Origin of the sequence: Mesorhizobium sp. WSM3862 (assembly GCF_002294985.1) — a bacterium.
Taxonomy (GTDB): Bacteria; Pseudomonadota; Alphaproteobacteria; order Rhizobiales; family Rhizobiaceae; genus Mesorhizobium.
On sequence record NZ_NSGE01000003.1, the window covers coordinates 536,800 to 560,680 of the forward strand.

The window sequence follows — 23,881 nt, forward strand, 5'->3', positions numbered from 1 at the left end:
GCCGGCTCTCGACGGAGAGCCGGCTCCAATAGGAGTATTCGCCATCCTCGGCTTCCTCATCCGGCGCCTGGCTCTGTCGCTCGTGACGCTGTTCCTGCTCAGCGTCATGGTGTTCCTGGGCGGCCAGGTGCTGCCCGGCAATGTCGGGCGCGCGATATTGGGGCCGTTTGCCGACCAGCGCGCCGTCGACGCGCTCAATCACTCGCTCGGCGTCGACCGGCCGCTGCTCGTCCAGTACGGAAGCTGGATCTGGAACTTCCTCCATGGCGACATGGGCACGTCCTACATTTTTCGCGCGCCGGTGGCGCCCTTCGTCATCGACGCGTTGGGAAATTCGATGAAGCTGGCGCTTGTCGCCTTCGTGCTGGTGGTGCCGATCGGCATCCTCGGCGGCGTGATCGCCGCGCTCAACCTCAACCGGCCGCTCGACCGCATCATCAGCCTCGGCGGATTGTCGGTGACGGTGCTGCCCGAGTTCGTCACCGGCATCATCCTGATCCTGATCTTCGGCGTCTGGCTGCGCTGGCTGCCGATCGCGGCGGCCTGGCCGAAGGGTGCCGGCGTCTTCACCCAGCTCTATTATCTCATCCTGCCGTCGCTGCCGCTGTTTCTGGTGCTGTTCGGCTATATCGCTCGCATGGCGCGGTCGGGGATGATCGAGGCGCTCGATTCCGACTATACGCGCACCGCGGTGCTTAAAGGTCTGCCGTGGCGCACGGTGATCTGGCGGCATGTGCTGCGCAACGCGCTATTGCCGACCATCACAGTCATCGCAACCCAGACCGGCTACCTCATCGGCGGCCTTGTCGTGATCGAGACGCTGTTTCGCTACCAGGGCATCGGCTCGCTGATCTTCACCGCCGCGCGCGGCAAGGATTTTCCGATGCTCGAGGCCGGCATTCTTACCATCGGCATCGTCTATGCTGTGGCCACATTGATCGCCGATTTCCTCTATTCGGTGCTCAATCCGCGCATCCGGCTGGGAGCGGAGCAATGAGCGCGACAGACACACCCGCGAACCTGCCAACGCCGGACGCCGCGACACAGCGCAGCCCCTGGGGCGAGGTGCTGCATTCGTTGTTGCGATCGGGGACCTTCCTGACCGGGCTCGGCATCGTCCTGTTCTGGATCGTCTGCGCGCTGTTCGGCGAACATTTCGTCCCCTACGATCCGCTTGCCGACGACATCATCAACGCGCTGGCGCCACCGTCGGCCGAGCACTGGTTCGGGACCGACCAGATCGGCCGCGATGTCTTCTCGCGGGTCATCGTCGGCTCGCGCGATATCCTGACGGTGGCACCTTTGGCCACGATTCTGGCGACCATTGCCGGCACCGCACTCGGGCTCGTCATCGGCTATTTCCGCGGCATCGTCGACGATATCGTCAGCCGTATCCTCGAAGCGTTCATGGCAATCCCGGTGGTGATCATCGCACTGCTCGCCATCGTTGCGCTCGGCACCTCCAAGATCACCGTCATCGTCGTCATCGGCTTGAGCTTCGCACCGATCATCGCCCGCACGGTGCGCTCGGCGGTGCTGGCCGAACGCGAGCTCGATTATGTCGCGGCGGCAAAGCTTCGCCACGAAGGCGCGCTGCACACGATGTTCGTCGAGATCCTGCCCAACGTGATCCCGCCGATCCTGGTCGAGACGACAGTGCGTCTGGGCTATGCGATCTTCGCCGTCGCCACGCTCTCCTTCATGGGTTTCGGCATCCAGCCGCCCTCGCCCGACTGGGGACTCTCGATCTCCAGCAATTACGGCATGATCGGCGGCGGCTTCTGGTGGACGGTGCTGTTCGACGCGCTGGCGATCTCCTCGCTGGTGATCGGGGTCAACCTGGTGGCCGACGGCGTCCATGGAGCGTTCAATGACTGACAGGAACGCGCTCGAGCTCAACGATCTCTCGGTCGCCTATCGCGTCGGGCGCCGCAACCGGGCGGTGCTGCGCAATGTCAGCTTCAAAATCGGCCGCGGCGAGGCCTATGGGCTGGTCGGCGAATCCGGCTGCGGAAAGTCCACCGCGGCGCTGGCCGTGGTGCGATACCTGCCGCGCAACGGCTCGATCACCGGCGGCTCGATCGCGCTCGACGGCCAGGATGTGATGAAGCTCGATGCCGAGGCGCTCAGACGCGCCCGCGCGGAAAGTGTCTCCATGGTCTATCAGGATCCCGGCAAGGCGCTGAATCCATCATTGCGCATCGGCCGCCAGCTCACCGAGATCTTCGAGCTTGCCGGCATGTCGGGACAGGCGGCGAGCGACAAGGCGATCGCGATGCTCAATCTTGTGCGCATCTCGGATCCGGCCAGTGTCATGCAGCGCTACCCGCACCAGCTTTCCGGCGGCATGCAGCAGCGCGTGGCGATCGCGATGGCCTTGGCCAACGACCCCTCGATGCTGATCCTCGACGAGCCGACGACGGGTCTCGATGCCACGGTCGAAGCCGAAGTGCTCGACCTCATCGCGCAACTGCGCCGCGAGCTTTCGGCCTCAATCCTGTTCATCAGCCACAACCTCGCCGTGGTCTCCAACATGTGCGACCGGGTCGGCGTGCTCTATGCCGGCATGCTGGTCGAGGAAGGCTCGACCAAGGACGTCTTCAACGATCCGCGCCATCCCTACACGGTCGCCTTGCTGCGCTGCCTGCCGCGCGGCGGCCAGCGCAAGGACCAGGGCCGGCTCGACACGATCCCCGGCTTCCTGCCCGGCATCGGCGCTACGATCGTCGGCTGCGCCTTCGCCGACCGCTGCGCGCTGGCGACGGAGCGCTGCCGCAGCGAGCCGCCGCCGCTCTATGAGCTTGGAGGCGGCCGGCTGTCGCGCTGCCACTATCACGACAAGGCGCAGTCGCTGCCGCGCGCGACACCCGCCGAAATTGCCGCCGTCGCGCCGAAGCAGGCGCCGCCCGTGCTGCAGGTCGAGGGACTGAACAAGACCTATGCCAGCCATGGCCGTGCATTGAGGGCGGTGAAGGACGTTTCAGTCAGCCTCCGGCCCGGCGAAACGCTCGGGTTGGTCGGGGAGTCCGGCAGCGGCAAGACCACCTTCGCCAGGCTGCTGCTCGGCCTCGTGCCGCCGGACGAGGGCGGCAGCATCGAACTGGAGGGCAAGCAGTTGGCGCCGCGGCTTGCCAGCCGCTCGGAGGAGCAGGTCAAGGCGGTGCAGATCGTCTTCCAGAATCCGGATTCGGCGCTCAACCGTTCGCATTCGATCCGGCATATCCTCAGCCGCGCTTTGAAGCGGCTGGGCGGGCTCACCGGCAAGTCGCTGGAAACGCGCCTCGAAGAGCTCGTCCGCTCGGTGCGGCTCACCGACCGGCATCTGGCCGTCAAGCCGCGGCAGCTTTCGGGCGGTCTGAAGCAGCGCGTGGCGATCGCCCGCGCCTTCGCCGGCGATCCGCGCATCGTCGTCTGCGATGAGCCTACCTCGGCGCTCGACGTGTCGGTGCAGGCGGCGATCCTCAACCTCTTGGCCGACCTGCAATCGAAGCAGGACGTCAGCTACATTTTCATCTCGCACGACCTCGGCGTGGTGCGCTATCTGTCCGACAAGATCGCGGTGCTCTATCTCGGCCGCATCATGGAGTTCGGACCGTCGGAAGCGGTGTTTTCCGGCCCGCATCACCCTTACACGGAAGCTCTGTTGTCGGCCGTTCCGAAACTCGACCGGACGGAAAGCTCGCGCATCCGCCTCGACGGCGAAATCCCGAGCGCGGCCAACCCGCCCACGGGTTGCGTCTTCCACACGAGATGTCCGCGCAAGATCGGCGCGATCTGCGAGACGCAGGAGCCGGAACTAAGCGAGGCCGAGCCCGGGCACACAATCCGCTGCCATATTCCTTTCGCGGAGTTGGCAAGGCTGCAGAAGCCGAGGGCCGTGGAGCCGGCATAGTCGCCGCCAGAAAGCGGCCGCGCCTGCTGGATTCGCTGCGCCGATGGCTGGCGCAGGGCGGCAAGCGCGCTGACACCATCGCGCTGCCCCGTTAGGGACGTCCACAACGTCCGGCCGGGCGGAACCTCGTTTCGAACGCCGCATAGGGCTCCCTCGCGCCTTCCCTCTATCCTGCCGGACATTCCCTCTCCCCGCATCGTCAGTCTCGTTTGAGCTCAATCCTAAGACACCGCCGAAATGTCAGTTGAAATATTTTTCAAACGGTCATAGGAATGTTCAAAGAGTGATTGCGGCGCGGGCGGCGCGCCAAGGACCGGAGGAAGCGACATGTCCCATCCGCAATTCGCAGCGGAACTCCTGCAGCGCGCTGAGAAACAAGGACCGATCACCATCGGTCTCGCCGGCGCCGGACAGATGGGAACGGATATCGTCGTTCAGGTCGCACTTATGCCGGGCATGCGCATCGGCGCCATTTCGGAGGTCAGGCCGCAGGCGGCGATCGATGCGGCGCTGCTTGCCGGCCATGACCGCTCCGATATCGTAGAGGCGCCCAATGCCCCGGCCATCGATCGCGCCATCGAGGCCGGAAAGATCGCGGTCACCGAGGACCTGCATGCGCTCGCCGCCGCCGGCCGCATCGACGTGATCATCGACGCAACCGGAAATCCCAACATCGGCACGCTGTTCGCGCTCGAGGTGATGAAGAACGGCAAGCATATCGTCATGCTCAATGTCGAGGCCGACATCACCATCGGCCGGTTCCTGAAGGAAGAGGCGCGCAAGGCCGGCGTCGTCTACACAGGTGCGGCCGGCGACGAGCCTGCCTGCACGCTGGAGATCATCGGCTTCGCCAAAAGCCTCGGCTTCAATATCGTTGCCGCCGGCAAGGGCAAGAACAATCCGCTGAAGTTCGACGCCGTGCCGGCCGACTACGAGAAGGAGGCGGCCGAGCGCAACATGAATGCGCGCATGCTGGTCGAGTTCGTCGACGGCTCGAAGACGGCAATCGAGATGGTGGCGATCGCCAACGCGACGGGACTGGTGCCCGACGTGCCGGGCATGCACGGCCCTACCGCGACGCTAGAAGAACTCGCCAGCGTGCTCTGCCCGTGCGAGGATGGCGGCGTGCTTCATCGCAAGGGCGTTGTCGACTATTCGATCGGCAAGGGCGTCGCGCCCGGCGTGTTCTGCATCATCGAAACCAAGCATCCGCGCGTGCTGGAGCGCATGATCGACCTCAAGGTCGGCAAGGGCCCCTATTTCACGATCTTCCGCCCTTATCACCTCACCAGCCTGGAAGTGCCGCTGTCGGCGGCGCGCGCCGTGGTCTACAAGCGCGCCGACATGGAACCGCTCGATCATCCGGTGGCCGAGGCGGTGGCGGTGGCCAAGACCAGTCTCGGCACCGGCCAGTCGCTCGGCATGATCGGCGAGAACGACTACCGCGGCTTCGCCATGACTTGGGAGGACGCGCGAGCCAAGGGCGCGCTGCCGCTCGGGCTTGCCGAACGCGCCAAGGTGGTGAAGCCGGTCAAGGCCGGCGACTTCCTGACCTATGAAAACTGTGTACCCGACGATTCGATGGTGATAACCCAGATCCGCCGTCGTCTCGACCAGTCGGACGGACGGTTCGTAACCAACGCGGCCTAAAGCGCGTCGCGCGGAAACGGATCCAGGCGACGCGCTTTAGGTCCTTTTTATGCATGTCGTTTTCGCAAAACCGCTGCACACTTTTGCGCGACATGCTCTAACCCTCCGGATCCCAGCCTGATGGACGATGTGGTAATCGGGATCGACGCCTCGACGACCGCCGTGAAGGCGATCGCTTTCGCGCGCGACGGCTCGGAGCTTTTCCAGGCACGCGAGACCTATCCGCTTTCCAATCCGGCGCCCGGCCATTTCGAGCAGGACGCCGAGCATTGGTGGGCGGCGCTGCTGTCGGCGCTGCAACAAGTCGCCAAGGCGATCGATGCCTCACGCGTGAAAGCCATCTCAATCGCGCACCAGCGCGAGAGCTTCACGCTGATCGACAACGCCGGCAAGCCGCTCATCCCCGCCATATTGTGGCTCGACGAACGCGCCCGCCGCCAGGTGGCGCGGCTTTCGGAAGAACTCGGCCGCGAGGCGATCCGCGACTGGAGCGGCAAGCCGCCGGACCCGACGCCGGCGCTCTACGCTTTGGCCTGGCTGATGGAGCACCGGCCGCAGGCGCTGGCGGAAGCGGCCGCGCTGGTCGACGTGCACGCCTTCTCCGTCCACCGGCTCACGGGGCGACTGGTCACCAGCACGGCGAGCGCCGATCCGCTCGGCCTGCTGGACATCGCGCATGGCGTCTGGCACCCCCGACTCGTCGAGGCGGCGGGCCTGCGGCCGGAGCAACTGCCGATGTTGGTAGCCCCTGGGGAGGTCTGCGGCACGTTGTCGGAAAGCGTCGCGGCGGCGATCGGCCTGAAGGCCGGCACGCCGGTTATTGCGGGCGCCGGAGACGGCCAGGCGATGGGCCTCGGCATGGGAGTCTACGGGCCCGGCAAAAGCTATCTGTCGTTGGGCTCAGGCGTCGTCAGCGGAAATTATTCGGGTACGGTGATAACGTCGGATGCATTCCGCACGCTGGTCTCGCCGACCGGCTCCGGCTTCATGCTGGAGACGGTGCTGCGTTCCGGCATGCAGTTGGTCGACTGGATCGTGCGCACCACCGGCGCGCCTTCGGCCGTGGTGCTGGAGAGAGCTGCGAAGGAAGTCGCGCCAGGCAGCGACGGATTGCTCGTCATGCCCTATTGGGCCGGCGTCATGAGCCCTTACTGGGACGGCTCGGCGCGCGGCGCCATCGTCGGCCTGTCGCTCGATCACGAGCCAAAGCATCTCTTCCGCGCGGTGCTGGAGGGCATAGCGCTGGAGCAGGCGATCGCCACCGAGGCGATGGAGGAACAGACCGGCAAGGCCGACGCGATGATCGCGGCCGGCGGCGGCACCAATTGCGCACTGCTGATGGAAATCATGGCGAGCGTGCTCGAGCGCCCGCTCTTCGTCTCGCCGGTCAACGAAGCAGCGGCGCTGGGAGCCGCCATGCTCGCGGCCTCGGCAATCGGCTGGTTCGCGTCACCGGAAGAAGCGGCAAAGGCGATGGCGGCACGGCCGGCACGCCAGGTCGATCCTGTCGAGGCGCTTGTTCCGACCTACCGCGCACGCAAAGAAGTCTATCGTGATCTCTATCACGCGACACGCGATATCCACACGCGGCTCGGCGCGATTACCTGAACTACCGGCTCAGCAGCCCCTTGGCCGCGTCTTCGTCGGTGATCAGCACCGAGACCTTCGTATTCGCAAGTGCGGCGCGCATGACGGCGATCTTCTCCCGCCCGCCCGACACCAGGATGGTGGTCGGAATGTCGGAGAGATCCTGCAGCGGGTAGGCGCAGACGCGGCGGTTGACCTCATGGTCAACGATGCGACCGTCGGCATCGATGAAGTGGCAGAGGATATCGCCGACCGCGCCCGCCGCCTGCAATTCCTCCAATTCGCTGGGCTTGATGAAACCGTAATTGGCGATCGGGCTGTCGTTGGAAAAGGAGCCGACGCTGAGCACCGCGATGTTCGCGCGCCGCGCCCTAAAGACCACATCCTGGACGCTGCGCTGGCTCATGAAGGCATCGCGCTGCTCCGGCCTGTCGGCATAGACGGGCACGGGCAGCAGATAGCATTCGGCGCCGATCTTCTCGGCGAATTCCCAGGCGCTCTCGGTCGGATTGAGCGGCTGCGCATGGGTGAGGCCGCCAAGCATCGAGACCACCGTGGTCCTGGCGATCGGCCGCCTGGGCAATTCGTTGATGGCGAATTTCAGCGTCCTGCCCCAACCCAGTGCGATAACGTCGCCCGCATTGACGTTGTCGGCGAGATAGGCGGCGGCGGCATGGCCGATCATCAGCGGCGCGTTGCTCCTGTCGGCAGCCGACGGCACGACTACCGCCTGGCTGAGGCCGAAGCGCTGCTTCAGGCGTTCCTCCAGCTGCACGCATTCGACGACGCTGTCGCGAATGCGGAACTGGACGACGCCCTCCTCGCGCGCGGCCGACAGAATCCGGTGCACCTTGATACGGCCGACGCCGAGGATCTCCGAGATCCGCTCCTGCGTCAGCCCTTCGACATAATAGTGCCAGGCGGCTCGGGCCTTGAGCTCGGCATCCGGAAAACGCGAGACCTTGTCGTTCTCGATCACCGCCATGCTTTATGCCTCCGTATGCGCTCGACTTCCCTATGGCAAACTGTCGGTTCACGCAAACTGCCGCCGAATGGCTGCGCGGCACTTGACAATTTTCTGATGAACGTTTTAGCTGAACAAAATTGCAGGTCAAAGATAAATTGTTCACAAGGGAGGATGCCTGGTGAACAAGAGCGGAAGGCAAGGCACGCCTGCCCGCTGACGGAGGAGACGAAGTGGCCGTGAGCAACGAGACGAGCGAGTTGAAGGCTGGCACCGGCGCCGCGCAGGCCGCTTCCGGTGCGAAGCTTTCGGCGCTGTTTGCCGGAACGATGGGACCGCTGATCGGGCTGGTGCTGCTGTGCCTGGCGCTGGCGCTGACCACCGACACCTTCCTGACGGTACGCAATATCCTCAACGTGCTCGACCAGGTGACCGTCCTCGGCATCATGGCGATCGGCATGACGCTGGTCATCCTGATCGGCGGCATCGACCTTTCCGTCGGCTCGGTGCTGGCGCTGGCCTCGATGGTGATGGGCTATGTCGCCTATCCCGACTATCTCAATCTCGGCGTCCCGGCGGGCATCGCCGCGGCGCTCGTCGTCGCTGCCCTCTGCGGCCTGGTGTCGGGCCTGCTGGTGACGGTGACGAAACTGCCGCCCTTCATCGCGACGCTTGCCATGATGTCGGTGGCGCGCGGCCTCGCCAACATGATCACCGACGGCTCGCAGATCGTCGGCTTTCCCGACTGGTTCACCAACCTCTCGATCGTGCGCCACTTCGGCTTCCTGTCGGTCACCGTCGGGCTGATGATCGTGCTGGCGATCGTCTTCGCGATCTTCCTCAATTACCGCGCCACCGGCCGCAGCCTCTACGCGATCGGCGGCAGCGCCGAGGTTGCCCGCCTCTCCGGCATTCCGGTGAAGTCGCTGACCAACTGGGTCTACGCAATCTGCGCACTGCTGGCGGGACTGGCCGGCATCGTGCTCGCGGCCCGGCTCGATTCCGTGCAGCCGAGTTCGGGCGTCGGCTACGAGCTTGACACGATCGCCGCGGTGGTGATCGGCGGCGCCAGCCTTTCCGGCGGCATCGGCTCGATCGGCGGCACGGCGATCGGCGTTCTCATCATCGGCGTGCTGCGCAACGGCCTCAACCTGCTCGGCGTGTCACCCTTCATCCAGCAGGTGGTGATCGGCGTGGTGATCGCGCTGGCGGTTGCCACCGATACCTGGCGGCGGCGCCGCCAATAGGAATTCGCCCGGATGTCCGGGCGGAACGGATCGGTCGATCCGAGACTGGGACTGTCCGGCCGAGGGCGCCGCGATGCGCAGGCGGACAGATTGAACACCAACGGAGGAAAAACATGCTGACCAAACGTTCACTGCTGCTTGCAGCCGCGGCCATTGTCCCGCTGCTCGGCCTGTCCGATGCCGCCTCGGCCAAGGACGCCAAGAAGCTCGGCCTCGCCGTCGCCAATCTGCAGGCGGACTTCTTCAACCAGATCAAGCAGTCGGTCGAAGCCTATGCCAAGGAGAAGGGCATCGAGGTCATCACCGTCGACGCCAAGGGCGATTCGGCCACGCAGGTCAGCCAGGTGCAGGACCTCGTCACCCAGAACATCGACGCGCTGATCTATATCCCGGCCGGCGCCACCGCCGCGACGGTGCCGACCAAGACCGCGAAGGCCGCCGGCATCCCGGTGGTCAATGTCGACCGCAACGCCGACGGCGCGCCCGGCGACACCTTCATCGCCACCGACAGCGTCAACTCGGCCAAGAGCGTGTGCGACTACATCGCCAAGCAGGCCGGCGGCAAGGGCGAGATGGTGATCATCCATGGCCAGAAGGGCACGACGCCGGAAGTCGACCGCTCCAAGGGCTGCGGCGAGGCGCTCAAGGCCTATCCGGATATCAAGGTGGTCGGCGAGCTCTGGAGCGATCAGTGGCACCAGGACGAAGGCTTCAAGCTGGCGCAGGACCTGCTGCAGGCCCATCCGAATGTCTCGATCATCTTCGGCCAGGCCGACGCGCTGGCTCTGGGCGCCGCGCAGGCGGTCAAGGTCGCCAACCCCGACCACAAGGTGTGGATCGCCGGCTTCGACGGCGACGTTGCGGCGCTCAAGGCGCTGAAGGAGGGCGTGTTCGACGTCACCGCGACGCAGCAGACGCAGGGCATGGGCCGGCTAGCCGTCGATTCGGCCATCAAGATCGTGGCGGGCGAGAAGCTGCCGGCCGAGCAACTGCAGGACGCGACCCTGACCACCAAGGACAATGTCGCGCAATTCATCGAGAAGCATCCGTAAGGCGGCAACCGTTGAGAGAGCGCCACGATGTCCACTGAACCTCGCCATAGTGAAGGCCCGCATAACGGGCTCTTCGTCAACGGCCTCTGCAAGAGCTACGGACCGGTGCAGGTCCTGGCCGATGCGAGCTTCGAGGTGCGGCCGGGCGAGGTCGTGGCGCTGCTCGGCGAGAACGGTGCCGGGAAGTCGACGGTGTCCAACATCATCGCCGGTTCGACCAAGCCTGATGCCGGCACCATCATCTGGCGGGGGAAGCCCTATTCCCCCGCCAATCCCGCCGCGGCCATCGAGGCCGGCGTCGGCATGATCCATCAGGAATTGAAGCTGCTGCCGGCCCTGTCGGTGGCGGAGAATGTCTATGTCGGGCGGCTGCCGATGCGGCGCGGCCGCATCGACCGGGCAACCATGAACGCGAAGGCCTCGGCGCAATTGAAGCGCCTCGGCCTCGACGTCTCGCCGGAGCGCAAGGTGCGCACGCTGCGCGTCGCGGCACAGCAGCAGGTGGAGATCGCCAAGGCGCTGACGCTGAATGCCGAGCTTCTGATCCTCGACGAACCGACCGCCGCGCTCGGCGGCGAGGAGACGGAGCTGCTGTTCAAGCAAATCCGCAAGCTCAAGGCCGAAGGCATGTCCTTCATCTATATCAGCCACCGGCTGGACGAGATCGCTCAGATCGCCGACCGTGTGGTGGTAATGCGCGACGGCCGCATCGTCGCCCGGCACGAGCGCGCCGACATCCCGGTGCGCACGGTCGTCGAGCAGATGGTCGGACGCAGCGTCGAACGCATGTTCCCGAAGCTGTCGGCGCCGGGTACCGAGACAGTGCTCGAAGTCGAGAACCTGTCCTCGCCGGAGCGCAGCTTCAACAATGTTTCGTTCGCGGTGAAATCGGGCGAAATCCTGGGCATCGCCGGGCTGATCGGCGCCGGCCGCACCGAGCTGGTCAGGGCGATCGCCGGCGCCGATCCGATCTCGTCCGGCGCGGTGCGGGTCGCGGGCCGGCCTGTTCATCTCAGCGGCCCCGCGGCGGCGATCAGGGCCGGCGTCGTGCTGGTGCCGGAGGACCGCAAGGAACAGGGCGTCGTATTGGAGCAGACGATCGGCGAGAACCTCGCCATCGGCAATTTCGATCATGTCGCACCGAAGGGCTGGGTGTTTCCCAAAGCGGTTCAGAGGTTCGCCGAGGCCGGCATTTCGAGGCTCGGCGTCAAGGGTCGGCCGAACCAGGCAGTCTCAAAACTTTCCGGCGGCAACCAGCAGAAGGTGATCATCGCCAAATGGGTGTCGCGGCCGCCCAAGGTGTTCATCCTCGATGAGCCGACGCGCGGCATCGACGTTGGCGCCCGCGCGGCGATCTACGATGTCATCGCCGACCTCGCCCGCTCGGGCATGGCCGTGGTGGTGGTGAGCTCGGACCTCGAGGAGGTGCTGGGGCTTTCGCACCGGGTTCTGGTGCTGAGCCGCGGCCGCCAGCGCGGCATCCTCGATCGCGACGAAGCAAGCAATGTCGCCGTGATGGAACTCGCCACGAGCTGAGGGCACGGCAGATGGGAATAAAGCGCAGCAGGTGATAGCCTCCCAAGCACCGGACCGCGCGGGGCGCCAGCAGGGCTGGCGCCCCTTCTTTCAGGGAGAGGGAGAAAGATGAAACTGTTCGATATTGATGGCGACGTGGCGCTGGTGACGGGCGCCGGCAGCGGCATCGGTCAAGCGATCGCCATCGGTCTGGCGGAAGCCGGCGCCGATGTCGCCTGCTTCGGCCACAGCTCGAAGGGCGGTCTGGAAGACACGGCAGACAAGATCAGGGCGCTCGGCCGCAAGGCGCTGGTGCTGACCGGAACTGTCACATCGCAGAGCGATCTCGCGGCAGCGGTCGAACGCATCGAAAAGGAACTCGGCGCGCTGACGATCGCGGTCAACAATGCCGGCGTCGCCGGTGCCGAACCCGCCGAGACGCTGCCGATGGAGAAGTGGCAGAAGCTCTACGACGTCAATGTCAGCGGCGTGTTCCTGTCCTGCCAGGCCGAGGCGCGCGTCATGCTGCCCCGCCGCAAAGGCTCGATCATCAACATCGCCTCGATGTCCGGCTCGATCGTCAACCGCGGCCTGACGCAGGCGCACTATAATTCGTCCAAGGCGGCGGTGATCCACATGTCGAAGAGCCTCGCCATGGAGTGGGCCGATCGCGGCCTGCGCGTCAATGTGGTGAGCCCCGGCTACACGCTGACGCCGATGAACAAGCGGCCGGAGGTCGCCGAGCAGGTCAAAATCTTCGAGCGCGACACGCCGATGGGCCGCATGGCGACGCCTGAGGAAATGGTCGGGCCGACCGTGTTCCTGGCGAGCCGGGCCGCGAGTTTCGTCACCGGCATCGACCTCATCGTCGATGGCGGCTTCGTCTGCTGGTAGGAGAAAGAAAAAGTGCAGAAGCGTTTCGAAGGAAAGACGGCAATCGTCACAGGCGCCAGCGGCGGCATCGGTGCGGCCATGGCGAAGCGTTTCGCGGCGGAAGGTGCTGCGGTCGTGATCAGCGCCATTGATCCGCGCGTCGACGAGGTCGCCGCCGGCCTGAAGGCTGCGGGCACGAAGGTCGCCTCGATGCGCATGGACGTGACGAAGAAGGACGAGGTCGAAGCGCTTTACGATCTCGCGGAGAATGAATTCGGTCGGGTCGACATTTCGGTGCAGAACGCCGGCGTCATCACCATCGCCAAAATCGAGGCGATGACGGAATCCGAGTGGGACAAGGTGATGGCGGTGAACACGAAAGGCGTGTTCCTGTGCTGCCAGGAAGCGATCGCGCGCATGCGCAAGCACGGCCAAGGCGGCCGGCTGATCAACACCGCGTCCGGCCAGGCGCGGCAGGGTTTCATCTACACGCCGCATTACGCGGCGTCGAAATTCGGGGTTGTCGGCATCACGCAGAGCCTGGCCAAGGAAGTGGCCAAGGAAAAGATCACCGTCAATGCCATCTGCCCCGGCATCATCGACACCGACATGTGGGCCTATAACGACACCGCATGGGGCAAGCTGCTCGGCGACTACAAGCCGGGCGAGCTGATGGCGGAATGGGTGAAGAACATCCCGATGGGCCGCGCCGGCAGCGGCGAAGACGTCTCGGGGCTCGTCAGCTTTCTCGCCAGCGATGACGCGGCCTACATCACCGGACAGACCATCAATGTCGACGGCGGCCTGATCATGTCGTGAGAAGGCCTGCGATGGGTTGAGTGCCTGAGGCGCCAGCCTCGCCTGCGACCCAGGCAGCCGGGTCGCGACAGCCGATTTCATCGCAGGTTCTGCAATATAAGATGGCTTGCCGCCGTGATTGCGCTCCTGTATCGCCACCGAATATGTTCACCTCGAGTGAAATAAGTCGGCGGAAAGTTGAGGGGCGCCATGGCGAAGAAGACGACCGACACCAAGCCTTCCGGCGCGAGCGACCAAGCCAAGCCGTTGCCGAAGAGCGTCTCGGCGGACGGGCGAACCGTGCGAACCATCCGCGCGCCGCTGACGCAGAATCCGCACGCGGTCCGCGACACGCGCGAGAAAGTGCTGGAGGTAGCGATCGGCCATGAGGTGCGCGCCTTCCGCAAGAAGCTCGGCATCACCGTCGCCGATCTCGCGGCCGCCACCGACATTTCGCTGGGCATGCTGTCGAAGATCGAGAACGGCATCACCTCGCCGTCGCTGACCACGCTGCAGGCGCTGTCGCGGGCGCTCGGCGTGCCGGTCACCGCCTTCTTCCGCCGCTTCGAGGAAGAGCGCGCCGCCGTCTTCGTCAGGGCCGGCGAAGGCGTCGACGTCGAGCGGCGCGGCACACGCGCCGGCCACCAGTACAATCTGCTTGGCCATATCGGCGCCAACACCAGCGGCGTGGTCGTCGAGCCCTATCTGATCACGCTGACCGAGGACTCCGACGTGTTCCCGACTTTCCAGCATGCAGGGATGGAGTTCCTCTATATGCTCGAGGGCGAGGTCGTATACCGGCACGGCAGCAATCTCTATCCGATGAAGCCAGGCGACAGCCTGTTCTTCGACGCCGATGCGCCGCATGGGCCGGAAGAACTGACACAGCTGCCGATGCGCTATCTCTCCATCATCTGCTATCCGCAGAACAGCACGACCTGACCAACCCGAACCCGGACATCGTTCAGTGACGCATTCGTCGAGGATCCGACCTCGCGAAGCATTTCCATGGCATTTCCACCAGCTCGTGCCGGCGCTGTGCCGCCCGCGGTAATTTTCCTGCAGGCAAATAGTTTTATCCACAGGCAATCCTGCGGCGGATCCCCAAACCGTTTACCGAACGTAAAACCGGCTTGACAACTTCGCGGTTCGGGCAGAACTTATGAAAAAAATTTCACTCTGTTGAAAGAGTGACGCCCGGTCGATTACGGGGCCGGACGTCGAGAAAAGGGGAAAAACCGATGTCCGACCTCAAGCAGCGCATCGAAGCGCTGTACCGTTCCGATGTGCGCGGATCGGTGCTCCTGATCGTCTGCCTTTGGGCGACGATCCTCTTCGTCCTCCTGATGACCTGGGCCTACATCCCCGACAGCGGGATCAAGGTCGTGGTGGTGATCGCCGCGGCGGCGGTGCTGATCTTCAACACCGCCGCCATCCTGGCGATGCTCAACCACTACAAGGAAGACAAGGATTTCATCTACGGCCTCGACATCAAGAACGCCGACGCGTTCCGCAACCGCCAGTCCTGAAGGGAGAAAGCATGTCCCGCTACATTCCGCCGGAGCAGAGCAAGGCCGGTCAGGTCTTCGACATCGCCGTCGTTGTGGTCGCCATCTTCGTGGCGCTTTGGCTGCCGCTGAAACTCGGCCTCGCGGGTGCTGCGAAATCGATCGACGCGCTCGACGCCAAGACCTGGGAAGCGCTCGGCCAGAACGCGACCATGGCCTCGATCTGGGAAAAGCTCGGCTACACGCCGGAGACCGCCCACGACATCATCCAGAACCGCTTCCACTACATCATCGACTGGCCGACGCTGATCATCATGGCGGTGGTGCTGATCGCCTATTTCGTCTTCATGTTCCGCGCCTCCGATCGCGAATATCGCGATGTGATCAACGAGAAGTTCGACGGCAAGTAACCCGGGAACACGATCATGTGGATGACAGTCTCTTACGCATGTTGGGGCATCTCGATCCTGCTCGCGCTGTGGATGCTCTACGACTGGTTCAAGGTCGACACGACCTATTCCGAGGAGACGCTGACCTCCTCGCGCGAAGGCGAGCTTGAAGCCGTCTCCGAAAAGCACCGGATCTGAGTGGAGCCTCACCAATGACAGTCGCGGTTGAAACGAGAGAAACGGTGGTCCACGGCGACCGGGTCTCGCTGCTACGCGTGCTCGGCCCCGCCCATGTCTGGGCGCTCGGCGTCGGCATCGTGCTGGTCGGCGAGTTCACCGGCTGGAATTTTGCCGCCGACAAGGGCGGCGCGCTCGCCGCGCTGATCGTCTGCTGGGTCGTCGGACTGCTCTACACCTCGGTCGCGATGATCGATTCGGAAGTGACGTCGACGGTCGCCGCCGCCGGCGGCCAGTACGCGCAGGCCAAGCACATCGTCGGGCCACTGATGGCTTTCAACGTCGCGCTGTTCCTGGTCTTTGCCTACACGATGCTCGAAGTCTCGGATGCGATCCTGCTCGGCGACACCATCGTTGCCAAAGCAGGTGTCGAGGGATTGACCCACAATTCCTTCATCGCCGCCACCATCGTCGTGCTGGCATGGCTCAACTATCGCGGCGTGCTGATGACGCTCAACGTCAACTTCGTCATCACGGCGATCGCCTATATCTCGATCGTCATCCTGTTCTTTTCGGTCAGTCCATGGACGCAAGGGGCGGTGCTGAAGCTCAACGAACTGGTCACTCCCGGCAACGCGCTGCCCTATGGCTGGATCGGCGTGATCGCCGCCTTCCAGTTCGGCATCTGGTACTATCTCGGCATCGAGGGCACCACGCAAGCGGCCGAGGAAGTGCGCTCGCCGGCGCGTTCCCTGCCCTATGGCACGATGGCCGGCATGATCACGCTTCTGATCGCCGCCGCCATGACCTGGTATGTCTGCGCCTCGCTGATGCCGTGGGCATATCTCGGCATCACCTATTATCCGCTCTGGGACGCCGGCAAGCTGACCGGCAGCCCGCTGCTCGAGAACCTGCTCTTCATCGCGACGCTGCTTGCAGCCCTTGCCTCGGCCAATGGCTGCATCAATGACGCCGCCCGCGCCTGGTTCTCGCTCGGCCGCGACCGCTACCTGCCGAGCTGGTTCTCGGCGGTGCATCCGAAGTTTCGCACGCCCTATCGGTCGATCCTGTTCCTGCTGCCGATCGCGCTGGCCTTCGCCTTCATCGCCGATCTCAACCAGGCGATCACCTTCTCGATCCTGTCGGGCGTGCTGCAATACACCTTCATGAGCATCAACATCATGATGTTCCGCAAGAAGTGGCCGCTCGGCTCGATCCGCCGTGGCTACACGCATCCCTTCCATCCGCTGCCGGCGATCGTGCTGTTCTGCCTGTGCGTGGTGACCTTCTTCGCCATCTTCCTCGGCTTCGGCTCGCAGCTGATCGCTATGATCGCCTTCTACTTCCTGATCTCGCTGTGGTTCCACTTCTACCGCTACAAGTTCGTGCGCCGCGGCGACCAGTTCACCATGCCCTGGCCGAAGCCGCAGGGCTATTGAACGGAAAAAGACCCGCCGCCTGGCGGCGGGTCTTGGCGTGTCGAGATGTCTGAGTTGACGTCAGTCTTGTTTGCCGGGGCGATCGTATTTGCGGTCGTCCTTCACCTTGCCTGGCTTGCGCGCTCCAGCCGCAACAGGGCCAGGGCGGCGCTCGCCGACGACGAGGCCGCCATCCGCGCCGTTATTCGCGACGCGATCGACGTCTCCGACGGCACGGCCGGCGTCGCTACCTGGGCGGGTTCGCATAACGGCGAGCGAGCGCAGGTGCGTACCATCGTTGACACGCTCGCGACCAGAAAGCTTCCCGCGCGCTGGCTCAGCGTGTCGATCACCGAGCCGGTGGCGGTGCCGGGCGTTTTCGACATGATGATGCGGCCGGGATCGCCGACGACCTTCTCCAATTTCGACCATCTCGAACACACCCTTCCGAAAACGGCGGCGTTCCCCGACGAGGCGGTGCTGCGGACAAACCGCAAAGGCGTCGTCTTCTCGCAGGAGGTGATCGCCGCGCATGCCGGGATCTTTGCCGAAGGCCACGCCAAGGAATTGCTGATCACGCCGAAGGGCGTGCGCATCGTGTGGCTGCTGGCCCAGGCCGATCGGGCGCGCTACGGTGTGTTCCGGCAAGCCGCTTTCGGCGACGCGAGGCTCGATCCGGCATTGATCGAAAAACTGCTCGGAGCCGCATCCTCGATTCGCGACGCGATCAACCAGTGCGAAAGGCAGGCCGCATGAGCAACGCCACCGAACCCGCCGCCCGGCCTTCGAACCCTTATTTTGTCCTGGCCTCCGCGATCGTCCTGCCGGGCAGCGGACATGTCATGCTCGGCTTGCCGGCGCGCGGCCTGCAGTTCCTGTTCTTCATGGTGATCCTCGGCTGGGTCACGACCAAGGTGGCGCTGGCGGATGCCAGCTTCATCGGTCGCCACGCCGGCGGGTTCCTGATCTATGCGCTGTCGATCCTCGATGCCTACAGGATAGCGCGCATTCGCCACGCGATATGGACCCACGGCCATCCGGACGGCGACAACGCTACAAGCGGCTCGAAGGCGGATATATAATCAGAGGAAAATTTCTTTCATACCATTGAATTCGCGGATTTCATTCGGTACACCATCTGGAAGCCACAAACGTCGGAGGCTGACATGTGCGGAATCGTCGGACTTTTCCTCAAGGACAAGACGCTGGAGCCGAAGCTCGGCGCCATGTTGTCGGAGATGCTGATCTCGCTCAGCGACCGCGGTCCGGACAGCGCCGGCATCGCCATCTATGGCGCGGCGACCGGCAACGAGGCCAAGATCACCGTGCAGTCGCCGAAACCCGAGCGCGATTTCCGCGGCCTCGACGTCGAGCTCGCCAAGGCGGTCGGCGCGCCGGTGAGCGTCGCGGTGAAGTCGACGCATGCGGTTATCCGCACCACGCCCGACAAGGTCGACGCCGCGCGTGAGGCGCTGCAGTCGCTTCGGCCCGATATACGCATCATGGGCGCCGGCGAAGCGGTCGAGATCTACAAGGAAGTCGGCCTGCCGGCGGCCGTCGTCGATCGCTTCGACGTGCGCTCGATGACCGGCACGCATGGTATCGGCCATACCCGCATGGCGACGGAATCGGCGGTCACTACGATGGGCGCGCATCCCTTCTCGACCGGCGCCGACCAGTGCCTGGTGCACAACGGTTCGCTCTCCAACCACAACAATGTCCGCCGCGAGCTGGTGCGCGAAGGCATGACCTTCGAGACGGAGAATGATACGGAAGTGGCGGCCGCCTATCTCTCCAACAGGATGGCGCATGGCAAGAATCTCGGCGAGGCGCTCGAAGGCACGCTCTCCGACCTTGACGGCTTTTTCACCTTCGTCGTCGGGACCAAGAACGGCTTCGGCGTTGTGCGCGATCCGATCGCCTGCAAGCCGGCCGTGATGGCCGAGACCGACCAGTATGTCGCGTTTGGCTCGGAATATCGCGCGCTCACCAAATTGCCCGGCATAGACAATGCGAGGGTCTGGGAGCCGGAGCCCGCAACGGTCTATTTCTGGGAGCATTGAGTTCATGCCTGCAACACCCATGCCGAAGGCACATCGCGAGCAAGGCCATGCGAGGGTCTTCGACCTTGCGGAACAGTCGCTGCGCGAGCTGAACCAGGCGCTTCATCAGGTGACCCCCGGGTCGAACGAAACTGCTTGGGAAGTGCTCAACCCGAAAGGCAGCCATTCGGTCGCCGTCGGCGTCGACCATCCGATCAGCATCGATGTGCGGGGCAGCGTCGGCTATTACTGCGCCGGCATGAATGACGGCGCCACGATCACCGTGCATGGCTCGGCCGGCCCCGGTGTCGGCGAAAACATGATGTCCGGCTCGATCGTGGTCAAAGGCGATGCCAGCCAGTATGCCGGCGCCACCGGCCGCGGCGGCCTCTTGGTCATCGAGGGCAATGCTTCCTCGCGCTGCGGCATCTCGATGAAGGGCATCGATATCGTCGTGCACGGCAATATCGGCCACATGTCGGCCTTCATGGCGCAGTCCGGCAATCTGGTGGTGCTGGGCGATGCCGGCGATGCGCTGGGCGATTCCATCTATGAGGCGCGGCTCTTCGTGCGCGGCAAGGTCGAGAGCCTGGGTGCGGACTGCATCGCCAAGGAGATGCGGCCCGAGCACATCGAACTGCTGCAGGGCCTGCTCGACAAGGCGGGCGTCACCGACGTCAAGGCTTCGGAGTTCAAGCGCTACGGCTCGGCCCGGAAGCTCTACAATTTCAATATCGACAACGCCGACGCGTATTGAGGCAAGATGACCTACCGCAACCCGCCAACGACGCCACGCAAGTCCGCGACCTTCGACGACTACACGCTTTCCGAGATTCGCCGCGCAGCAGCGACCGGCATCTACGATATCCGCGGCGCCGGCGCCAAGCGCAAGCTGCCGCATTTCGACGACCTCCTGTTCCTCGGCGCCTCGATCTCGCGCTATCCGCTAGAAGGCTATCGGGAGCGCTGCGATACCAGCGTGGTGCTCGGTTCTCGTCATGCCAAAAAGCCGATCGAGCTGAAGATCCCAATCACCATTGCCGGCATGAGCTTCGGCTCGCTCTCCGGTCCGGCCAAGGAAGCGCTCGGCCGAGGCGCGACGCTTTCCGGCACCTCGACCACTACCGGCGATGGCGGCATGACCGAGGAAGAGCGCGGCCATTCGAAGACGCTGGTCTACCAATACCTGCCTTCGCGCTACGGCATGAACCCGCGCGACCTGCGCCGTGCCGATGCGATCGAAGTTGTCGTCGGACAGGGCGCCAAGCCCGGCGGCGGCGGGATGCTGCTGGGACAGAAGATCTCCGACCGCGTCGCCGAGATGCGCACGCTGCCCAAGGGCATCGACCAGCGATCGGCCTCGCGCCATCCCGACTGGACCGGCCCCGACGATCTCGAGATCAAGATCCTGGAGCTGCGCGAGATCACCGACTGGGAGAAGCCGATCTACGTCAAGGTCGGGGGCGCCCGTCCTTATTACGACACCGCGCTTGCGGTGAAGGCCGGCGCCGACGTCGTCGTGGTCGACGGCATGCAGGGGGGCACCGCCGCGACCCAGGAAGTATTCATCGAGAATGTCGGTCAGCCGACGCTCGCCTGCATCAGGCCGGCGGTGCAGGCGCTGCAGGACCTCGGCATGCACCGCAAGGTGCAGTTGATCGTCTCCGGCGGCATCCGCAACGGCGCCGATGTCGCCAAGGCGCTGGCGCTCGGCGTCGACGCGGTGTCGATCGGCACCGCCGCACTCGTGGCGCTTGGCGACAACGACCCGCGCTGGGAGGCGGATTACAACGCGCTCGGCACCACGGCCGGCGCCTATGACGACTGGCACGAAGGCAAGGACCCGGCCGGCATCACCACGCAGGATCCCGAGTTGATGAAGCGCGTCGATCCGATCGCCGCCGGTCGGCGGCTCGCCAACTACTTGAAGGTGATGACGCTCGAGGCTCAAACCATTGCCCGCGCCTGCGGCAAGAACAGCCTGCACAATCTCGAGCCCGAGGACCTGGTCGCGCTCAGCATCGAAGCAGCCGCCATGGCCGGCGTGCCGCTTGCCGGCACCAACTGGATACCGGGGAAGAACGGCTTCTAGGACACACCATCCAGGATCACATAAGCGAGGAACTATAATGGGGAACGATCTCGCCGCATTCGCCAAGGAGAACGGCGTCAAATACTTCATGATCTCCTACACCGACCTGTTCGGCGGGCAGCGTGCCAAGCTGGTGCCGGCGCAGGCGATCGCCGACATGCAGAAGGACGGCGCGGGATTTGCCGGCTTCGCCACGTGGCTCGATCTCACGCCGGCGCACCCCGACATGCTGGCGGTGCCGGATCCGGATTCGGTGATCCAGCTGCCGTGGAAGCCGGAGGTAGCCTGGGTGGCCGCCACCTGCGTGATGGACGACAAGCTCGTCGACCAGGCGCCGCGCAACACGCTGAAGCGCCTGATCGAAGAGGCCGCCCGCGACGGCATGCATGTCAAGACCGGCATCGAGGCCGAGTTCTTCCTGATCTCGCCGGACGGCAGCGCTATCTCCGACCAGTACGACACGGCGTCGAAACCCTGCTACGACCAGCAAGCGGTGATGCGCCGCTACGACGTGATCGCCGAGATCTGCGACCATATGCTGGCGCTGGGCTGGGGTCCGTACCAGAACGACCATGAGGACGCCAACGGTCAGTTCGAGATGAACTGGACCTTCGATCACGCGCTGGCGACCGCCGACAAGCATTCTTTCTTCAAGTTCATGGTCAAGTCAGTTGCGGAAAAGCATGGGCTCCGCGCGACTTTCATGCCCAAGCCCTTTCAGGGCCTGACCGGCAATGGCTGCCATGCGCACATCTCGGTGTGGGACGAGACCGGCAAGACCAATGTCTTCGCCGACAATTCGGAGGAACTCGGCCTGTCCGCCAAGGGCAGGAACTTCCTCGGCGGCATCATGAAGCATGCTTCGGCGCTTGCCGCGATCACCAACCCGACGGTCAATTCCTACAAGCGCATCAACGCGCCGCGCACCATTTCGGGCGCGACGTGGGCGCCAAACACGGTGACCTGGACCGGTAACAACCGTACCCACATGGTGCGCGTGCCGGGACCGGGCCGCTTCGAGCTGCGTCTGCCGGACGGCGCCGCCAATCCCTATTTGCTGCAGGCAGTGATCATCGCCGCCGGCCTCGACGGCATCCGCTCGAAGGCCGACCCCGGCAAGCGCTACGACATCGACATGTACCAGTTCGGTCATACGGTAACGGATGCGCCGAAACTGCCGCTCAACCTGCTCGATGCGCTGCGTGAGTTCGACAAGGACAAATCGCTGAAGGCGGCGCTGGGTGAGGAATTTTCGTCGGCATATCTAAAGCTGAAGCAGCAGGAATGGAATTCCTATGCTTCGCACTTCACGCAGTGGGAGCGCGACCACACGCTGGACATCTAAAGCCCGTCGGCCGTGCAATCCGATGCGATAGAGAAGAGTCGGCGTGGGCGAGCGGCCTCGGAATGATTTCATGAAATACTCGATCTTCTCGCTCGCCCGTGCCGCCCTCTCCGGCCACAAGACCTGGAAGCCGACCTGGCGGGATGCGGCTCCGAAGGATCGCTACGACGTGGTGATCATCGGCGGCGGCGGCCACGGGCTGGCGACCGCCTGGTTCCTCGCCAGCGAGTTTGGCATCCGCAACGTCGCCGTGCTGGAGAAGGGCTGGATCGGCTCCGGCAATGCCGGCCGCAACACCACCATCATCCGCTCCAACTACGGCCTGCCCGGCAACACCGGCTTCTATGAACTGTCGATGAAGCTGTGGGAGCGGATGGAGCAGGATTTGAACTACAACGCGATGGTCAGCCAGCGCGGCGTCATCAACCTCTACCATTCCGACGCGCAGCGCGACGCCTTTGCCCGACGCGGCAACACCATGCGCATCAACGGCATTGATGCCGAGCTGCTCGACCAGGCGGCGCTCAGGAAGATGATGCCGTTCCTGAACTTCGACAATGCGCGCTTCCCGGTGCAGGGCGGGCTGTTGCAGCGGCGCGGCGGCACGGCGCGTCACGATGCCGTGGTGTGGGGCTATGCGCACGCGGCGAGCGAGCTCGGCGTCGACATCATCCAGAACTGCGAAGTCACCAGCTTCCTGCGCGACACCAACGGCAAGGTCTCCGGCGTCGAGACCTCGCGCGGCCGGATCGGCGCCGGCAAGGTCGGCATGGCGGTCGCGGGCAGTTCCTCACGCGTCGCGGCGATGGCCGGACTGCGCCTGCCGATCGAGAGCCATGTACTGCAGGCCTTCGTCTCCGAAGCGATCAAGCCGCTCCTGCCCAACGTCATGACCTTCGGCGCCGGGCATTTCTATGTCAGCCAGTCGGACAAGGGCGGGCTGGTCTTCGGCGGCGACATCGACGGCTACAACTCCTATGCCCAGCGCGGCAATCTGCCTGTCGTGGAGGATGTCTGCGAAGGCGGCATGGCGCTGATCCCGATGATCGGCCGCGTGCGGCTCCTGCGCCAATGGGGCGGCATCATGGACATGTCGATGGACGGCTCGCCGATCATCGACAAGAGCCCGGTCGACGGCCTCTATCTCAATGCCGGCTGGTGCTATGGCGGCTTCAAGGCGACGCCTGGCTCCGGCTTCGTCTTTGCTCATCTCATCGCCCGCGATCAATCGCACAAGGAAGCCGCCCGCTTCCGCCTCGACCGGTTCCAGCGCGGCGCCATGATTGACGAGAAGGGCCAGGGCGCCCAACCGAACCTCCATTGAAGACCCGA

23 protein-coding genes are annotated in these 23,881 nt (G+C 64.5%); 22 read left to right on the forward strand and 1 reads right to left on the reverse strand.

The window, feature by feature from the left end; translation table 11 throughout:
* Positions 1–58 precede the first annotated feature (58 nt).
* The 5 genes from CK224_RS11035 (at position 59) to CK224_RS11055 (ending at position 7,150) form a co-directional block, all read left to right on the forward strand.
* Positions 59–997 (forward strand): ABC transporter permease, encoded by a 939-nt coding sequence (locus tag CK224_RS11035; RefSeq protein ID WP_278057229.1) that lies wholly within the window; start codon positions 59–61, stop codon positions 995–997.
* The gene (locus tag CK224_RS11040; RefSeq protein WP_095781973.1) at positions 994–1,878 is read left to right on the forward strand and encodes an ABC transporter permease; all 885 of its coding nucleotides are present in this window, start codon (positions 994–996) and stop codon (positions 1,876–1,878) included. Before CK224_RS11035 ends, CK224_RS11040 begins: the two co-directional genes overlap by 4 nt.
* Positions 1,871–3,892: an ABC transporter ATP-binding protein gene (locus tag CK224_RS11045; protein WP_245425888.1), complete on the forward strand. Its 2,022-nt coding sequence runs from the start codon at positions 1,871–1,873 to the stop codon at positions 3,890–3,892. The genes CK224_RS11040 and CK224_RS11045 overlap by 8 nt, the downstream gene beginning before the upstream one ends.
* 327 nt (positions 3,893–4,219) lie before the next feature.
* Entirely contained in the window at positions 4,220–5,542 is a 1,323-nt protein-coding gene (locus tag CK224_RS11050; RefSeq protein ID WP_095781775.1) for a homoserine dehydrogenase, read from the forward strand.
* A gap of 120 nt (positions 5,543–5,662) precedes the next feature.
* Complete coding sequence (locus CK224_RS11055; RefSeq protein WP_095781776.1) at positions 5,663–7,150, forward strand: FGGY family carbohydrate kinase; 1,488 nt, start codon at positions 5,663–5,665, stop codon at positions 7,148–7,150.
* Position 7,151: 1 nt separating this feature from the next.
* On the opposite strand, the gene CK224_RS11060 is transcribed toward CK224_RS11055, so the two are convergent.
* A complete protein-coding gene (locus CK224_RS11060; protein WP_095781777.1) occupies positions 7,152–8,114 on the reverse strand; it encodes a sugar-binding transcriptional regulator in 963 nt (320 codons plus the stop codon).
* 239 nt (positions 8,115–8,353) lie between these two features.
* On the opposite strand from CK224_RS11060, the gene CK224_RS11065 reads away from it, so the two are divergent.
* The 17 genes from CK224_RS11065 to CK224_RS11145 all read left to right on the forward strand — a co-directional run bounded on the left by CK224_RS11065 (position 8,354) and on the right by CK224_RS11145 (position 23,873).
* Positions 8,354–9,340 carry an ABC transporter permease gene (locus CK224_RS11065; protein WP_066989390.1) on the forward strand — a complete coding sequence of 329 codons (987 nt, stop codon included), beginning with the start codon at positions 8,354–8,356 and terminating at the stop codon, positions 9,338–9,340.
* Between the two features lie 113 nt (positions 9,341–9,453).
* Entirely contained in the window at positions 9,454–10,392 is a 939-nt protein-coding gene (locus tag CK224_RS11070) for a sugar ABC transporter substrate-binding protein (protein WP_095781778.1), read from the forward strand.
* A 27-nt stretch (positions 10,393–10,419) separates the two neighbouring features.
* Entirely contained in the window at positions 10,420–11,928 is a 1,509-nt protein-coding gene (locus tag CK224_RS11075; protein ID WP_095781779.1) for a sugar ABC transporter ATP-binding protein, read from the forward strand.
* Positions 11,929–12,036: 108 nt separating this feature from the next.
* Positions 12,037–12,801: an SDR family oxidoreductase gene (locus tag CK224_RS11080; RefSeq protein ID WP_066988928.1), complete on the forward strand. Its 765-nt coding sequence runs from the start codon at positions 12,037–12,039 to the stop codon at positions 12,799–12,801.
* Positions 12,802–12,813: 12 nt separating this feature from the next.
* Complete coding sequence (locus CK224_RS11085) at positions 12,814–13,599, forward strand: glucose 1-dehydrogenase (protein WP_095781780.1); 786 nt, start codon at positions 12,814–12,816, stop codon at positions 13,597–13,599.
* Positions 13,600–13,788: 189 nt separating this feature from the next.
* The gene (locus tag CK224_RS11090) at positions 13,789–14,520 is read left to right on the forward strand and encodes a helix-turn-helix domain-containing protein (RefSeq protein ID WP_095781781.1); all 732 of its coding nucleotides are present in this window, start codon (positions 13,789–13,791) and stop codon (positions 14,518–14,520) included.
* A 299-nt stretch (positions 14,521–14,819) separates the two neighbouring features.
* Positions 14,820–15,107: a hypothetical protein gene (locus CK224_RS11095; RefSeq protein WP_095781782.1), complete on the forward strand. Its 288-nt coding sequence runs from the start codon at positions 14,820–14,822 to the stop codon at positions 15,105–15,107.
* An 11-nt stretch (positions 15,108–15,118) separates the two neighbouring features.
* A complete protein-coding gene (locus CK224_RS11100) occupies positions 15,119–15,496 on the forward strand; it encodes a hypothetical protein (protein ID WP_095781783.1) in 378 nt (125 codons plus the stop codon).
* Positions 15,497–15,511: 15 nt separating this feature from the next.
* The gene (locus CK224_RS11105) at positions 15,512–15,673 is read left to right on the forward strand and encodes a hypothetical protein (protein WP_082953998.1); all 162 of its coding nucleotides are present in this window, start codon (positions 15,512–15,514) and stop codon (positions 15,671–15,673) included.
* A 14-nt stretch (positions 15,674–15,687) separates the two neighbouring features.
* Positions 15,688–17,091 carry an amino acid permease gene (locus CK224_RS11110; protein WP_095781784.1) on the forward strand — a complete coding sequence of 468 codons (1,404 nt, stop codon included), beginning with the start codon at positions 15,688–15,690 and terminating at the stop codon, positions 17,089–17,091.
* A gap of 45 nt (positions 17,092–17,136) precedes the next feature.
* Positions 17,137–17,826 (forward strand): hypothetical protein, encoded by a 690-nt coding sequence (locus CK224_RS11115; RefSeq protein WP_095781785.1) that lies wholly within the window; start codon positions 17,137–17,139, stop codon positions 17,824–17,826.
* On the forward strand, positions 17,823–18,152 hold the full coding sequence (locus CK224_RS11120; RefSeq protein ID WP_095781786.1) for a hypothetical protein: 330 nt from the start codon (positions 17,823–17,825) through the stop codon (positions 18,150–18,152). Before CK224_RS11115 ends, CK224_RS11120 begins: the two co-directional genes overlap by 4 nt.
* Positions 18,153–18,236: 84 nt before the next feature.
* Positions 18,237–19,133 carry a glutamine amidotransferase family protein gene (locus CK224_RS11125; protein ID WP_095776254.1) on the forward strand — a complete coding sequence of 299 codons (897 nt, stop codon included), beginning with the start codon at positions 18,237–18,239 and terminating at the stop codon, positions 19,131–19,133.
* Positions 19,134–19,137: 4 nt separating this feature from the next.
* Entirely contained in the window at positions 19,138–19,869 is a 732-nt protein-coding gene (locus tag CK224_RS11130) for a GXGXG domain-containing protein (protein WP_095781787.1), read from the forward strand.
* 6 nt (positions 19,870–19,875) lie between these two features.
* Positions 19,876–21,204, forward strand: coding sequence for an FMN-binding glutamate synthase family protein (locus CK224_RS11135; protein WP_095781788.1), 1,329 nt, complete (start codon positions 19,876–19,878; stop codon positions 21,202–21,204).
* Between the two features lie 37 nt (positions 21,205–21,241).
* Positions 21,242–22,549, forward strand: coding sequence for a type III glutamate--ammonia ligase (gene glnT, locus CK224_RS11140; RefSeq protein WP_066988949.1), 1,308 nt, complete (start codon positions 21,242–21,244; stop codon positions 22,547–22,549).
* 70 nt (positions 22,550–22,619) lie between these two features.
* Positions 22,620–23,873, forward strand: a complete 1,254-nt coding sequence (locus CK224_RS11145) for a sarcosine oxidase subunit beta family protein (protein WP_095781789.1) — start codon at positions 22,620–22,622, stop codon at positions 23,871–23,873.
* Positions 23,874–23,881: the final 8 nt, after the last annotated feature.

Bases quoted from the DNA above. Each gene is read 5' to 3' on its own strand.
- CK224_RS11040 (WP_095781973.1), top strand. From the start codon at position 994: ATGAGCGCGACAGACACACCCGCGAACCTGCCAACGCCGGACGCCGCG.
- CK224_RS11045 (WP_245425888.1), top strand. From the start codon at position 1,871: ATGACTGACAGGAACGCGCTCGAGCTCAACGATCTCTCGGTCGCCTAT.
- CK224_RS11050 (WP_095781775.1), top strand. From the start codon at position 4,220: ATGTCCCATCCGCAATTCGCAGCGGAACTCCTGCAGCGCGCTGAGAAA.
- CK224_RS11055 (WP_095781776.1), top strand. From the start codon at position 5,663: ATGGACGATGTGGTAATCGGGATCGACGCCTCGACGACCGCCGTGAAG.
- CK224_RS11060 (WP_095781777.1), bottom strand. From the start codon at position 8,114: ATGGCGGTGATCGAGAACGACAAGGTCTCGCGTTTTCCGGATGCCGAG.
- CK224_RS11070 (WP_095781778.1), top strand. From the start codon at position 9,454: ATGCTGACCAAACGTTCACTGCTGCTTGCAGCCGCGGCCATTGTCCCG.
- CK224_RS11075 (WP_095781779.1), top strand. From the start codon at position 10,420: ATGTCCACTGAACCTCGCCATAGTGAAGGCCCGCATAACGGGCTCTTC.
- CK224_RS11080 (WP_066988928.1), top strand. From the start codon at position 12,037: ATGAAACTGTTCGATATTGATGGCGACGTGGCGCTGGTGACGGGCGCC.
- CK224_RS11090 (WP_095781781.1), top strand. From the start codon at position 13,789: ATGGCGAAGAAGACGACCGACACCAAGCCTTCCGGCGCGAGCGACCAA.
- CK224_RS11095 (WP_095781782.1), top strand. From the start codon at position 14,820: ATGTCCGACCTCAAGCAGCGCATCGAAGCGCTGTACCGTTCCGATGTG.
- CK224_RS11100 (WP_095781783.1), top strand. From the start codon at position 15,119: ATGTCCCGCTACATTCCGCCGGAGCAGAGCAAGGCCGGTCAGGTCTTC.
- CK224_RS11105 (WP_082953998.1), top strand. From the start codon at position 15,512: ATGTGGATGACAGTCTCTTACGCATGTTGGGGCATCTCGATCCTGCTC.
- CK224_RS11110 (WP_095781784.1), top strand. From the start codon at position 15,688: ATGACAGTCGCGGTTGAAACGAGAGAAACGGTGGTCCACGGCGACCGG.
- CK224_RS11115 (WP_095781785.1), top strand. From the start codon at position 17,137: ATGTCTGAGTTGACGTCAGTCTTGTTTGCCGGGGCGATCGTATTTGCG.
- CK224_RS11120 (WP_095781786.1), top strand. From the start codon at position 17,823: ATGAGCAACGCCACCGAACCCGCCGCCCGGCCTTCGAACCCTTATTTT.
- CK224_RS11125 (WP_095776254.1), top strand. From the start codon at position 18,237: ATGTGCGGAATCGTCGGACTTTTCCTCAAGGACAAGACGCTGGAGCCG.
- CK224_RS11130 (WP_095781787.1), top strand. From the start codon at position 19,138: ATGCCTGCAACACCCATGCCGAAGGCACATCGCGAGCAAGGCCATGCG.
- CK224_RS11135 (WP_095781788.1), top strand. From the start codon at position 19,876: ATGACCTACCGCAACCCGCCAACGACGCCACGCAAGTCCGCGACCTTC.
- glnT (WP_066988949.1), top strand. From the start codon at position 21,242: ATGGGGAACGATCTCGCCGCATTCGCCAAGGAGAACGGCGTCAAATAC.
- CK224_RS11145 (WP_095781789.1), top strand. From the start codon at position 22,620: ATGAAATACTCGATCTTCTCGCTCGCCCGTGCCGCCCTCTCCGGCCAC.